The sequence below is a fragment of the Pseudomonas sp. 2822-15 genome (genome assembly GCF_002742515.1).
GTDB classification, from domain to species: domain Bacteria; phylum Pseudomonadota; class Gammaproteobacteria; order Pseudomonadales; family Pseudomonadaceae; genus Aquipseudomonas; species Aquipseudomonas salomonii.
This window is the reverse complement of record NZ_LJRY01000183.1, coordinates 15,332-29,056: the sequence shown is the minus strand read 5'-3', so window position 1 is coordinate 29,056 and position 13,725 is coordinate 15,332. Positions and strand designations below refer to the sequence as shown.

The 13,725-nt window shown below is 53.4% G+C and carries 11 protein-coding genes; 9 read left to right on the top strand and 2 right to left on the bottom strand.

From position 1 onward, the window contains the following. The first annotated feature begins 245 nt into the window (after positions 1-245). The 8 genes from AOA59_RS12255 to AOA59_RS33505 all read left to right on the top strand — a co-directional run bounded on the left by AOA59_RS12255 (position 246) and on the right by AOA59_RS33505 (position 9,308). Positions 246-530 (top strand): hypothetical protein, encoded by a 285-nt coding sequence (locus AOA59_RS12255; protein ID WP_017846196.1) that lies wholly within the window; start codon positions 246-248, stop codon positions 528-530. Further along, positions 527-799 carry a DUF3077 domain-containing protein gene (locus AOA59_RS12250; protein WP_065909070.1) on the top strand — a complete coding sequence of 91 codons (273 nt, stop codon included), beginning with the start codon at positions 527-529 and terminating at the stop codon, positions 797-799. The genes AOA59_RS12255 and AOA59_RS12250 overlap by 4 nt, the downstream gene beginning before the upstream one ends. Beyond that, positions 796-3,684 carry a DUF927 domain-containing protein gene (locus tag AOA59_RS12245; protein ID WP_099487573.1) on the top strand — a complete coding sequence of 963 codons (2,889 nt, stop codon included), beginning with the start codon at positions 796-798 and terminating at the stop codon, positions 3,682-3,684. Before AOA59_RS12250 ends, AOA59_RS12245 begins: the two co-directional genes overlap by 4 nt. 92 nt (positions 3,685-3,776) lie before the next feature. Next, entirely contained in the window at positions 3,777-4,634 is an 858-nt protein-coding gene (locus tag AOA59_RS12240; RefSeq protein WP_099487572.1) for a hypothetical protein, read from the top strand. 486 nt (positions 4,635-5,120) lie between these two features. Further along, positions 5,121-6,434 (top strand): ImmA/IrrE family metallo-endopeptidase, encoded by a 1,314-nt coding sequence (locus tag AOA59_RS12235; protein ID WP_099487570.1) that lies wholly within the window; start codon positions 5,121-5,123, stop codon positions 6,432-6,434. Positions 6,435-6,468: 34 nt separating this feature from the next. Further along, positions 6,469-8,079: an adenylosuccinate synthetase gene (locus AOA59_RS12230; protein ID WP_099487569.1), complete on the top strand. Its 1,611-nt coding sequence runs from the start codon at positions 6,469-6,471 to the stop codon at positions 8,077-8,079. A 12-nt stretch (positions 8,080-8,091) separates the two neighbouring features. Further along, positions 8,092-8,745 (top strand): hypothetical protein, encoded by a 654-nt coding sequence (locus tag AOA59_RS12225; RefSeq protein WP_099487568.1) that lies wholly within the window; start codon positions 8,092-8,094, stop codon positions 8,743-8,745. A gap of 5 nt (positions 8,746-8,750) precedes the next feature. Next, positions 8,751-9,308: an AAA family ATPase gene (locus tag AOA59_RS33505; RefSeq protein ID WP_143522782.1), complete on the top strand. Its 558-nt coding sequence runs from the start codon at positions 8,751-8,753 to the stop codon at positions 9,306-9,308. 224 nt (positions 9,309-9,532) lie between these two features. On the opposite strand, the gene AOA59_RS12215 is transcribed toward AOA59_RS33505, so the two are convergent. Both AOA59_RS12215 and AOA59_RS12210 read right to left on the bottom strand, forming a co-directional pair. Next, complete coding sequence (locus AOA59_RS12215; RefSeq protein ID WP_143522781.1) at positions 9,533-11,014, bottom strand: hypothetical protein; 1,482 nt, start codon at positions 11,012-11,014, stop codon at positions 9,533-9,535. Then, a complete protein-coding gene (locus tag AOA59_RS12210; protein ID WP_099487563.1) occupies positions 10,983-12,035 on the bottom strand; it encodes a hypothetical protein in 1,053 nt (350 codons plus the stop codon). Before AOA59_RS12210 ends, AOA59_RS12215 begins: the two co-directional genes overlap by 32 nt. A gap of 1,272 nt (positions 12,036-13,307) precedes the next feature. Here AOA59_RS12210 and AOA59_RS12205 point away from each other — a divergent pair. Continuing rightward, entirely contained in the window at positions 13,308-13,529 is a 222-nt protein-coding gene (locus AOA59_RS12205; protein ID WP_099487561.1) for a hypothetical protein, read from the top strand. Positions 13,530-13,725: the final 196 nt, after the last annotated feature.

The window sequence follows — 13,725 nt, the reverse complement described above, 5'->3', positions numbered from 1 at the left end:
ATGCCCGGTCCGCTAACCCGCGCACAGCTGCCACCCTAATTCGTTTAGCGGCGAACCGTGGCAGCTCCTCACATACAGGAGCTTCACCAGATGCATGCCCTCAATCCGTCCAAAATTCGCGCCGCCGCTCATCGAGCAATGGCTCTTGCCGCTTTACACGCCAACTCCAGCCTCGCCACACGTCTCTCCCGTTACAACGCCCATATGTCAAAGGCTCGCGCCCTGGAAGCCGCAGGGGGTGCCCAATGAGCATGCTCCCAGGCTTTGCACTACCCGAGGATCTCCTCTGCGTCAGCCAAGACGCCGAAGCCGGTCTGCCTATCGACGCCATCACCTGTGCGCTCGACCGTGCCGATTCAGTTCTCATGCTGCTAGAAGACCACTTAGACGGGGACAAACCACTGCTCTCCAACCGCGTGCTGTCGTCGGTTATTTGGGATGTGCGCGGCACCTTGGGCTTGATCAAAACACTCACCATGTACGGTGATGCCTCCTCTGTGCCGATGGGCCAGAAAGGCGGTGCACTGTGACCAACTCCAGCACGCGTGGACGCTCTGAGTTTTCCCCTGCCAACGGTAATGGCCAAAACCTGTTTCGGGTGAATGCCGGTATCCCGCTGGAGGACGCACTTGAAGCCGTCTCCCAGATTCTTCACCACGCCAATCAACTGATCCTCGATGCCGCCATCAGCGATGCGGGCGAGCGTTTTAGTTGGCCTGCGTTCTACCTCGGAGAGATGGCTAAGGCGCTGATCGACGACGTGAACGAGGCGTTGCTTGAGGCGAGGACCACACTATGACTCAGCGCACCGGCAGCACATCAAAACGCCCGAGCTTCGCTGACGTAAAAAGCGCCGCCCTGAAGAACATCGACCGCGTCCTTACTCAGTGGCTGCCGAACGGCAAACGCGTCGACGGCGGCAAGGAATATACCGCGCCGAATCCGACGCGTACGGACAAACGCGCAGGCTCACTCAAGGTCAATTTGAGCAAAGGCACCTGGGCGGATTTCGCCACCGGCGATAAGGGCGGCGACCTGATCGATCTAGTGCGCTACATCGACGGCGGCACGGACGTTGATGCCTGCAAAAAGCTGGCGGATCTGCTCAGTGTTTCCGCTGGCTCTGCGACTGCCAAAAGCGCACCGACCAAGAGCGCAACGCCGGAGTGGATCGCGATTCAACCGATCCCGGCCGAGGCCATGAACAAGTGTCCAACCAAACACCGACAACACGGCGCCCCTTCCAAAGTGTGGATCTATCGCGATGCTCAGGGCCAACCGGTCATGGCGCTGTATCGCTTCGACCTGGGCCCCGATGAGGACGGCAAACCGCGGAAGGTGTTTGCGCCGTTGACCTGGTGCAAGCGCTCCGATGGACAAACCACACAATGGCGCTGGCAAGGGTTGCCGGAACCTCGGCCATTGCTACGCCTGGATGATCTGGCACAGCGTGCCGATGCGCCGGTGGTGCTGTGTGAGGGTGAAAAGGCTGCTGACGCCGCCGCTGAACTGATGCCCGATCACGTCGCCACCTGCTGGCCGAACGGCTCGAACTCCTGGCACAAGGCCGACCTGACGCCACTCAGAGGGCGCACGGTGGTGCTGTGGCCGGATAACGATGCCAGCGGCAAGACCTGCATGGACGCCATCGAGCTCAAGTTGATTGAGCTGGGCGTCGCTTCGGTACAACGAGTCTCGCTCGACGTGTTCAAGCTCAAGCCCAGCAGCAAAGGCGGAGAGCCCACGCTCATCAAGGGTGGAAAGTGGGCAGACGGCGACGATGCAGCGGATGCGTTAGGCAAAGGCTGGACCGCTGCCCACGTCGCCGAGCTGGTGCGCAGCGGTGAGTTTTTCGGCAGTGCCGCTGAGCCAACTGAACCTCAAGAACAGAAGGCCAAGGCGCCCGCCAAACGCCCTGCGAAATCGAAAAATGACCTATTGCCGGGCGGCTTTCGCCTGACGTCTGAAGGGGTGTTTTATTCCGGCGATGATGGCGAGGCGCGCCCCGTGTGCTCGCCTCTCGAAATCATCGCCCGTACTCGCGACGACAAGGGCCACAACTGGGGGTTGCTGGTCGAGTTCGATGACCCGGACGGTGCCAAAAAACGCTGGAACATTCCGGCACGAACTATGACCGGCGACTTCGGCAAAGACGTACTCGGCCCCTTGGTAGACATGGGTCTGCGCCTTGCAGGAAGTCGATCAGGGCGCAACGCACGCAATGACCTGCAGAGTTACCTCGGCGGCTTCGATAGCGCCCAGCGCGCACGTTTGGTGACGCGCTTGGGCTGGCACGACAAGGCCTTCCTTCTGCCCGAACAACAGATCGGCTCGCACGCCGAGCATCTGCATTTTTATGAGGCCGGTGCCCAGTTGCCACCGATCAGCGAGGCGGGCTCTCTGGAGCAGTGGCAGCAGCAAATCGGCGCGCTGTGCGTCGGCAATCACCGCTTGGCGTTTGTCGTCTCTGTGGCCTTTGCGGGGCCTCTGCTTAACCTGCTCGGGCATGAGTCGGGCGGCTTTCACCTCTATGGCGACAGCTCCGGGGGCAAGACCACTCACTTGCAGGTCGCTGCGTCGGTCTATGGCGGGCCGCGCCTGGTGCGCTCGTGGCGCTCGACGGATAACGCCCTGGAGTCCATCGCCGCCGCACACTCAGACGGTCTCCTGGTACTGGATGAAATCGGCATGTGCGACCCGCGCATCATTGGCGAAACGGTGTACATGCTCGGCAACGGCACCGGCAAGGCCCGGGCGAATGATCGAGGACAAGCGGGCCGACAGGTGCAGGAGTGGCGCTTGCTGTTTCTCTCGACCGGCGAGAAGACGTTGGCGCAGCACATGGCGGATGCAAACAAGGAGCTGAAAGCCGGTATGGAGGTGCGCATGCTCGCCGTGCCAGCGGATGCCAGCAAAGGCCTCGGCATGTTCGATGTGCTGAATGGTTTTGAGGACGCTGCCGCCCTCTCCGATGCGCTCAAGGCCCGTGTCGCCAAATACTACGGCACACCGCTTACCGCCTTCCTGCACGCACTGTGTACTCCTGGGGAAATGCTCAGATGGACGGTGATCGTTCGCCGCACGGTGGAACAGTTCATCAGCCAAAACCTGCCCGCCTCGGCCAGTGGTCAAGCCCAGCGTGCTGCCCTTCGCTTCGGCCTCGCCGCAGCGGCCGGAGAGTTAGCCACCGCCTTCGGAGTCACCGGCTGGCCGGACGGCACAGCCACGACCGCTGCACGTGTGTGTCTGCATGCGTGGCTAGCCGAGCGTGGCGGCGCCGGAAACTTCGAGGGCGATGCGATTTTGGCGCGACTGAGACAAGTCATCGAGCGTTTTGGAGAAAGCCGCTTCACCCGCTGGGAATCTGCCGCCGCCAAGATCGATGAACACGGCCCACGCACGATTGATCGACTGGGCTTTCGCAAGACGATGGAACACGGCATGGGCGATGCCCTGCACACCACCAACACCTACTACGTGCTGCCGGAAGCATGGCGCTCCGAAATCTTCCGAGGCATGAACCTGAGTGCGGTTAACAAAGAGCTCCTGCGACGAGGCGTTTTAGAGCCTGGAAAGGATGGCAAAGCTTCAACCGCAGTGCGACTACCGGGGCTGGGCTTGCAGCGCTGCTATGTAGTTGTGGCAGTGCCAGAACAAGGTGATCACGGCGCCCAGGCGGCGTAATAACGGCCGCTCCATAAGGAATTCAGGCTCACCTTGGCCTGGCCCGCCAACGAGAAAAAAACCAATCAACCTTTCGCCTTTGGGAACGCAACATGAACCAGCTAAAACAGCAGCAAGCCGCCTTGAATCAAGAACTGGAAATATTGGAACAAAGCCTTCCACAACTGGAAGCCGAATGGCGTAACGCGCCGCGCGGCTTCAGCGCTATTGGCAACCCAATTGGAAGCCCGGAAGCAAGCGAAGCTGCCGATAAAATATCCAGCGCCGAAGCTCGTATACGTGCAATACCACGCGAGTTGGCTGCAATTGATCGGAAGATTCAACACCTAGAACGTCTGGAAAAAAATGATCAAATCAAAGTCGACTCCATCCGAGCAATGTCCGATGCGACTGCTGAAATCGAAGCGCTGGAACGGAAAAAATCCCACCTGAACGAGCGGTTTCAGGCAATTCAATCAGAAGCCGATCAAGCCCTGGAAAAGGCGCAACAAGCCGAGCGCGATGCTGCAACGTCCTACGCCAAATGCCTCGCAAGCGGTGATGCAGAAGGGGAAAAATCAGCAAGCGGCGAAATGCAAAAGGCCGCTAAGCAACTGGCAACAACGGACGAGCAGGTCAGAAGGCAAGACCTGATCCTAGGAGCCCTGCAAGTCGAGCTTGATACTCTAGAAGCTCAAATCACGAATGCTCGCCAACGTGGAGATGAATCCAAGACAGCCGCATTGAGCGCGGTTGGGTTTGCATTGGATGAGGAGTGGAACGCGGCGACCGAGCAACTGCTCGCTGTAGGTGCTCGGATTCTGGCAGTCAGCTACCTAAAAGGCGGAATGGGAGATGCCTTGTCCGGGCTTGAGGTACCTCGCTTCGGCCCCTTCCATTCGAGGCTTGAGCGCTCCGACTTGGCAGCCGTCGCTCGCAGTATCTCCCTGGCCGAGCTGCTAGCCGCGTAACCCCGAAGCAGCCCGCTCTTGCGGGCTGCTTACTCTGAACAACATCACACAACCTACACTGGTACGGTACAGCAACCGCGCGATGAGCACGCTCAAATCGAGCTTCCTCAGGAGCCAAGACTCAATACAACACATTCGCTTAGGCTGATCGCTATCAGCAAAACCAATAGCTTAGCTTCGCAAAAATCATCTACCGTTGAGAAAAACGCGTTATCGCGTTAATCAAATAGCTATGAATCCTCCAAACCTAGAGCTGTTCGCGCCTAATAAATACCGCTTGTCGGAACGATGAGGTTTCTGCCATTGTTGATTCGTCAGCATTTGCCGCCCTCCCTCCCCTAGCGGCAAGGCTCAACGAGCGAAGAGCAACGTTTTCTTCGCTTGTAGCGGCTGACAGCGAATTATTTGGGTCTTCACCAAGCCACGGAGGCAAGCGACAATGGACGCGTCGACTCAGCTGCAGCCCACCTTAGGAAGCGATTCTCTATGACCCATAAATTTAACTGGACCAACCCTTCGGTTCTGGGCTTCGCTGCGGGTGGAGATCCTGTAGTAGCGATGGAGAATCGAGCGCGACAACTTGTCCTGCACGCTATGGATAACGGTTGGGGTGGACCTCCATTTGACCCCCTAGCACTTGCGACCTTTCTGGGCATTCGCACCGAGGCGCGAGGGGACATCCCCGATGCGCGTCTGCGCGCTCAGGAGACCGATAATAGCCTGTTGCTTGAGTACAACCCTATGCGCCCACGTGGACGGCTGAGGTTCTCAATCGCACATGAGGTTGCACACTCACTATTTTCGGACTGCCATGAAGAGGTACGCCATCGAAGCGGCGACACCGCGAGTCGCAGTGATAATTGGCAGCTCGAAGTTCTATGTAATATTGGTGCCGCAGAGCTATTGATGCCATTGGGAAGCTTTCCACAACTTGGTGATAGCGTACCAACAATGGAGCAAATCACTGAAATCCGTAAAACATTCGATGTATCTGTTGAAGCTTGCTTAATCAGAAGCATTAAACTTGCAACTTCACCAAGCGCAGCATTTTGCGCCTCTTTTCACCAAGAAGACAACGTCTATAGGGTTGATTACGTAATTCCGGTACCTGGCTGGAGTTGCCCTATAAAGGCAGGACAATCTTTTAGTGATGAGGGTATAGTTTCCGAAGCGAGCGCTATCGGCTTCACCTCAGTGGGTGACGAAGATGTTCAAGGCCAAAGCTATCGTATCGAATGTATGGGGTTGGCCCCTTATCCTGGTAGTGTTGTGCCGCGAGTTGTCGGTATTCTTCGTCCCAACCAAAACACCGAATTCAATCATCCAGCTTTGACTGAAGTGGTAGGAAATGTATTTGCACCTCACGGAAATGGACCAAAACTAATTGCCCATGTCGTGCCTAATACTCCTGCACAATGGGGAGGCCGTGGGTTCGCTCACCAAGTAAAAAAACAATTCCCTAACATCTGGGACCAATACCGCGCAGATACAGTGGCCGTTGACCAAACACCTACTCTCGGACAGGTGTACATCGGTGCTAATGGTAACGGAATTAGCTTTGCGCACATGGTTGCTCAAAAAGGGTATGGGACTTCGAAAGAACAGCGGCTGAGCTATGCTGCTTTTGCGAAATGTCTCTCCCACGTAAGGGAGCAAGCTCTTGCTATTGGAGCATCCGTTCATATGCCTAGAGTCGGAACCGGGCACGGCGGGGCAAACTGGGACGTTATCAAAGAGCTTATAACCGAAGAGTTAGTTGAAAAAGGGGTTCGCACAACAATTTATAAGCTCCCCGCCTAACGCAACTTTTTAAGACTACCGACAAGGAAGACGGATGAAACCAAAAGCCATTGTTTTATCTGGTCGTGTTTGCGCAGGTAAAACCACGTTAGCCAGACAGCTAGTTGCTAAAGCCGGGGCAGAGCTGATCAAGACGAAAGACCTCATTAAACAAGCTCTTCCTAGCTCTGGAGTTTCTCGTAGGGCGCGCCATAATGCTGGCTTAAAGCTTGACCGTGATACGAATGGCACATGGCTCGCGAACGTACTCAACGCTCGCTTAGTGAACGAAAAGGATCTTACTCTAGTCGTCATTGACTCAGTCAGGTCAGCGGAGCAAATCAGATACCTCCGGCACAGCGGTTGGGTGGTGACCCATGTACACCTGCAGGCAAGCGAACGTATTCTCACTAAACGGTACGACGAGCGTGGAAGCCCGACAGATAACGCCACATACAGTGAAGTTTCGGGTTTTTCAACAGAACGCCTCTCCAATACTATGGCAAAGATTGCCGACGTGGTGATTGACAGCGACCGCTGTAATCAAGACGACGTATACGCAAGGGTAATTGCCCGATTGGAGAATCGTCCGATCATCGCATTGCCCGTCGTGGACGTAATTGTCGGCGGGCAATACGGGAGTGAAGGAAAAGGAAATATTGCGCATTATTTGGCGCCTGAGTATGACGTTCTGGTACGCGTTGGCGGCCCAAACGCTGGTCACAAGGTATATAGAGTAGACGACAAACCATATACTTTCAGGCAGTTACCGTCAGGCGCTCTAGGAAATAAAGATGCAACCTTGGTTATTGGAGCAGGAGCGGTAATTAGCCTAGAAGTTTTGCTTCGAGAAATAACCGAACTTGCGCTCACATTCGAAAAGGTGATTATTGATCCGCAAGCTATGATCATTGATCAGGCTGATATTGACTGGGAAGAACAGGTGCTCAAAGGCGCAATTGGATCTACCGCCCAGGGTATCGGGCATGCGACAGCGAGAAAAATCCTGGAGAGGACACCTGAAACCAAGGTCCGTCTCGCAAAGGATATTCCTAGCCTAAAGCACTACCTAAGCGACTCAGTTGAGTTTTTTGCTAGGTGCCTTTCAGGTGGAAAAAAGATAATGCTTGAAGGAACCCAAGGTACCTCTCTTAGCCTACACCATGGGTTCTATCCACATGTCACGTCTAGGGCCACGACTGCGGCAGCATGTTTATCAGAGGCTGGACTCTCGCCTAGACATGTGAGAAAGGTGATGATGGTTTGTAGGACTTACCCTATTCGAGTTGGAGATTCCGTGACTGGGAATTCTTCGGGGTTTATGAGCCAACCAATCAAATTCAGCGATATCGCAGAACGGTCTGGCATCCCTTTGTCCGAGCTTGACCAGACAGAGATAGGTTCGGTATCACATCGCCCCCGGCGAGTGGCTGAGTTTGACTGGGCCCAACTTAGAAAATCGTTACTACTAAATGGCCCTACTGACATCGCTCTTACTTTTACTGATTATATTGACATCAGAAATAGAAACGCTTTTCGCTATGAGCAACTCACTGACAAAACCCTTCGATTCATTGAAGAGATCGAAAAAGTTAGTGGCGTCCCTGTCTCAATGATGTCAACGGCGTTCAATGACCGAAACATTATCGATAGAAGAATGTGGTAAAAGAGGATTATCATGGACTTAGATAAGTTTATCAAACATTATCCAAAACTTTACCACATGGCCGAAGCCGGCACTTGGCCATCCATCAAGAGATACGGACTACTGAGCACTCTTGCGGTTATTGACAGATATAACCTTACTGGAGCCCAGCGTCTTGCACTGGAAGCCCAGCATCGCCCGAGTAAAGTAACAGTTGGCAGGCCTGGGAACTCAATCGTACTTAGAGATCAGATCCCCATGCCTCCCAAGCGTCTCGTCGATGCACTCATAGACGGAACAACACCGGCCGAGTGGTATCGACTTATTAACGGAAAGGTTTTTATGTGGGCCGAAGAGCATCGTCTTTTTAAGCTTTTAAACGCTCGAGCGTACAAAAAACTTACTCACGATGTACTCACCATAGATACAGAATCATTCGTAAGAGATTACGAGAAAAAAATTATGCTATGCCGCATGAACTCTGGCAATACATTTCCCATGCCGCACGCACGAGGGATTAAGGATTTTATGACTATCGATGAATATCCTGCAAGACCCAAATCGGGCGCACCAGTAAAGAAAGTAGTTGAAGTTGTTACGGACTACTGCATTCCCAACATCAAAGATTATGTGATTGAAGTTCGCTCGATACAAGGCCAAAAAGTTCTTGGCATTATTGGACTATAGTTGTGATGAAAAATCATTCGATTCTCCTCATCAGCGGACCATTGGCCGTTGGAAAAACATCGATTCGGGAAGTCCTGGTTAACAAGTACGGATACACTGCTCTACAGTCCAGCGCTTACCTGAGAAAACTTGCGGCATCACAGGGCATCCCTATTGAAAGAAGCACACTCCAAGTTCTTGGGGATCGGCTCGACCTACAGACTCAATACCAGTGGATTGTAATAGACGTCGCCTTGCCTCAAATCCAGGCAAACCCCAGCCAGTGCCTATGGATAGTCGACGCGGTTAGGAAGGAGGAACAGGTAAAATTGTTTCGAGAGCATTTTGGCTCAGCAGTCAAACATGTTCATTTCAACTGCGCTGAGTCTCTGTTAAAAAATCGATACGAAACCAGAAACCGTCAAGATGACTCGGCTGAATATGAAGTCGCAATTAGTCACCCCAATGAAATCGCGTCTCGGAACCTTTCATTGATTGCGGATTGGACTATCGACGTTGACAACTTAACTAGCGAGAGTGCAGCAGATATGGTTAAAAAGCTGGTAGGCGCAACTACTCACTAGGTAGCGCCGAGTGAGAACACTAGGTGAACAACTATAAGTACGAGAGCGCCCACCTTGTATTGCAACCCATATACCGACTTAGTCCCTCCAAATAGCAAGTCCATCAGAGACAAGATGCTCGCTTCCCCTCTGAACTTCAGACAGCTTTAACCACTAACTTATTCCCAGTTGAGAGCCGACCGAATATAGGCCTCATCAAATTTAATAAATTTTGCACCATACAATCAAACCTCCAAGGATAACGAAAAAAAGTCGGAGTTTATCCTTATCCCCCTTTCCAGATTACGAGGTATTGGAGGCCTAGCTTCTGGTATTACTTTTTGCGGATCCACCTGAGGCTTAGGCGCGACCTGAGTACCAGATTGCGTAGTGACGGCGTTGCTGTACAAAAATGCGAAGATAACGACCCCTGCAGCAGTCATGCCCAACATAAGTAGGCCCCATCTGCTAACGCGATTGAATAGCCTTTCTACTTCACTGATAGGTTCAGTTACCATTTTTCTATATTCTTCGCCGGATAGAAAACGGTATAGCTTTGGCTGCCACTCTTGGCGCACTCTCTGTTGAATGGTAATGAATTTCCGTCCCGACACCACACTCATAAGGGTATAGCCAAACGCTACGACCATGACGAGGGAAATCAGGTAGGGGTTAATCTGTACTGTGAGTCGGGCTGCGATCAGGCCAAGGCCGACCGTCAAAGCTGTAGCTATTGCCGCCACAGCTTGGCGGGTTGCATCTGTCGCTTTAGACGTTTCCTCAGTGACAGCCTTGCGCAGCTCCCCTAAGGACTTAAGGGTGTCTTTGGTGATATCCGACACTGCCATTTGATAGGCGATCTTCGCGCAATCAAGTGCGCCTCTGAGGTATTCCCTGAGATAGTCCCCTGCCAAGCCGTCGGCCCTACCGGATCGGGCGATTTCAGCTGAAAGGAGGATATGTTTAACCTCAGCCTCCCTCGTACTATCGAAGACCCAACCGGCGGCTTCCTGGACAACATCGAAACTTGCAAGCGACGCGTCCTCTCCTCCATCTGCCATATGGCTGATCGTCAGGCTGAGCTTAGGTGGCCCTTTAAACGTGAGCGTGGTACCGGTGGAGTCGATCTCGTTTGCAAAGCAGCGAGTTAGGTAATTGAGCGCGTACGCTGCCCAGATCACCTGAAATGGATCACTTGATTCGAAGACAGAACCTTCTGCTAGCAACCAATGCCGAACGTCTTCTGGCACAGTGCGAACGTTCGCAGACTCCTTAACCAGTAGACGGGGTGGCTTCGTGGCTGGTGATGCCATTAATGGTAAGGATTCGTTCCATCCACAATAGATCCTGGCCCTAGTGCTGAATGGAGAGGTCAATCCAAGGATACGCCAGCATGACGCACTATGGCCCCTGCGAAGAAAGCCCCTGTACCCAACTTCGGTGGCGATAAACAGATCATCTGAAGCACTTTGCTCAGAAGATAAAGGCTTTTCGAGCGCAACACGAAAGGGCCCAAAATCAGCATCAACCTCTTCAATACCGTATTCAGTACCATGGCTATCGGCGATGCTGAAGGGCCAACCCTCTTCGACTGCAGCACGCGCTACTTCGAGGGTGGTTACGGCTGACAAGTTTGAGGCGACGAGGCTCAGCGCCCCTTCCGAGATCAACGCTTTTTGAGTTTTAGTTAGACAATTAAGTAGGTTGACCAGGCTTAGGTGTGACAACGCTGTCCTCCGTGACCTTATCGGTGTCAACAATGATCTGTTTTCTGTCTCCGTCAAGATCGACCACCAGCACATTAGGATTCTCGATTTTGTCCGGAAACAGAATCGTCACACCCTCGACCGTCATAATTTTGCGCATGTAAGGCTGCCGAAAGATCCGCCGATCTGGCTTGAAGCTGATTTCATGGATTTTGCTCCCCTTCACACGCCTGCGGGTTTCACGCTCCAGCCTATTAGCAACTTTCTCGTCTTCCGGATGGCCCGCCGCGGCCATGACTGCCTCGACAATTGCCTCTTCATCAATTTTCCTGCGAGCGCCCAGGGATGCTTGTGCCCTCTTAACGGCCCTAGGCACATCCTGGTCAGGCAAATCAGCCTTACAAGCTTGTAGAGCTCCCTTTATCAATTTTCGAGCTATCTCACTTAGCTCCGTATCGGACACAGCTCTGGTGACAGAAAGGAAATCGGCGAAATAGTCTGCGAGGTCAGCACCTTGCTTGGTCCGGTCAGTCGCTGAGATATTATGATCTGCGACACCGTCGACGACACGCACCAGCGCCGTCTTCTGGATGGCCTTCTTATCGTCCACCAGTGCCGTAACTATTCTACGAAAGGCTTGACCTGGGGATGACTCATTCTGCTCAAGGGCAAGCTTGTAGTCATATTTGATCAAGCTGTAGATTTTCACATCTGGATCTGCGACTTCAAGCTCAAACATGCACAGAACGCCATCTGCGCTGCCGCCGACGTGCTTGCGATTGAAGCTGGCGGCCAAGCTCTGCGCTCCGTGCTCAAAAGAGACATCGCCACTCGCTATCGATTCGATTTCTTGGCGGGTTGTGGAGACTGACTTGAACATGAAGACAGGCGTAGCTGCCATGTCCTCTATCTTGCTTATGAAGAACGCCTCCTCTTCCAAAGAGCGCTCAGGCATGGCTTGAAAGTCCTTGGGGCCAACCACGTGAAGGATCATTCTCCTGATCTTCAATGATTCTGATTCTTCATCCGTAAAAAAGCTCATACGATCTCCAATAAAAGCCCAGCACTTCCTAATTGTTATTCGACGTAATCGCCTCAGCGCGTTCACAGCAGTCCGCCAGCGCGCTCCGCCTTCGCTCTCCTAGCGGGAGCCACGCTATAGTGAGGTCAAAACACAAGCAGTGTCCAAAGAAACTGGCAAGCGGCCATTATTGGACGCTTGGCTTAAGTCGGCTATTCAAATAGTGCCAAGGTAGAACTTCAAAATCCTTCAGGTCCCCCGCTCATGCCTGAAGTTGCCCTGAACCAAAAGGCGGCGTACTTGTAGCAGCCAGATGAAGCTGCGAGATGTAACACCTGTGCCACCTGTAACACCCACTTTTTGCCCCCTGCCCCCTTTGGAGGGCGAGCCTTCAGCGGCACGGGTCATGACAATACTGCTTGGACCTTACACTCAAAGGGGCCCCTAGCTGATTCGACTCTTTACGGGGTAGGAAACCCGCGTGATCGTGTCAGCGGAAAGGTGCCCAGCTTAGTGAACAGGTGAACCGGGTGAACTGCTGTTCACCAGTGCATTTGCCCTATGAGTCGGAAAGCCGCTGGGGACCCTGGGCATTCCGGATAGACACGGGGCATAGAACCCGCGCGTTCGTGTTAGCGGCTGGATTTTTTAAGTTGGTTGACAGGTTGACGTGGTTGACACCCGTCACCATGGTTGACGCAATGGAGGTGTTCACTATCCGCAACAAATACAGCCACCTTTACCGAAGCTGTAACGATGGCCCTTTTTCTTCAAGATCCTTTCAATTTCAACGATTGAAATTTCAGTAACTTCCGGCACCTCCCACTAACTCGATCCCGCGGGTTTCATGCCCCGTGTGAAGCGAAACCTCTCAGGGTCCCCAGCGTGATTTCCTCTCATCGAGAGGCGGAGCCAGCGAAATTCGCTTGGTAGGCTGGAGCGCAAAGCGCCTGACCACAACACCTGGATGCTGACTTTAGCGTTACACGCACGGGCAGCGTTACATCCGATGTACGCGATGCAGCGTTGCTGTGTAACAGCCGTGAAAGCCAATGAAACCGGGCGTTTGGTGAAGGGCGTTACACTCGTAACACCGGTTACACCAGTTTTTGAGGGGGGCTGGGTGTGTGCTCTCATGCTGCCTTTCCAAATTGGCCCTACAACACATTGTTGGCCTCTAGTGAATCAAGATGGTCGGCGTGATTTCTGATCACCAGATGGTGAGGACAGCTGATATGCAATGCCTCTGGCTCGAGGTAGATTGACTACCTGACAACACGGCGGGAGAACATCATGGAAGACACCCCTTTGCTTGCTTCATTACTCAAGCGCATGAATGAAAACCAACTGGCCCTGGGGGCAGCTATCGAGGAGCTGTCAAACTGGGTTGAGCAAAGAGGATCTACAGACGTGGCACAGAACATTCGAGGGGCACTGGATACCCTGGATGGAAATGCAGGATTCATCACCCTTGCGCTCGCCTCACTGGCGGCAGAAGGTCGAGCGAAGAAGTAACTACTCAGCTGGATGGCAACACATCAGCCACCATTTGATGTTGCTTTACCCTACGGGGATACCTCGAAAAAGTGACCAGAAGGAAGCATCGTGTATGCCCACGTGTATGCCTAACCGAAGCACCACCAAACAAACCCAATGAATACGGGCCTATTACTGCCCGGTTCAAACGACGCCGGGGCACCAGATACAGATG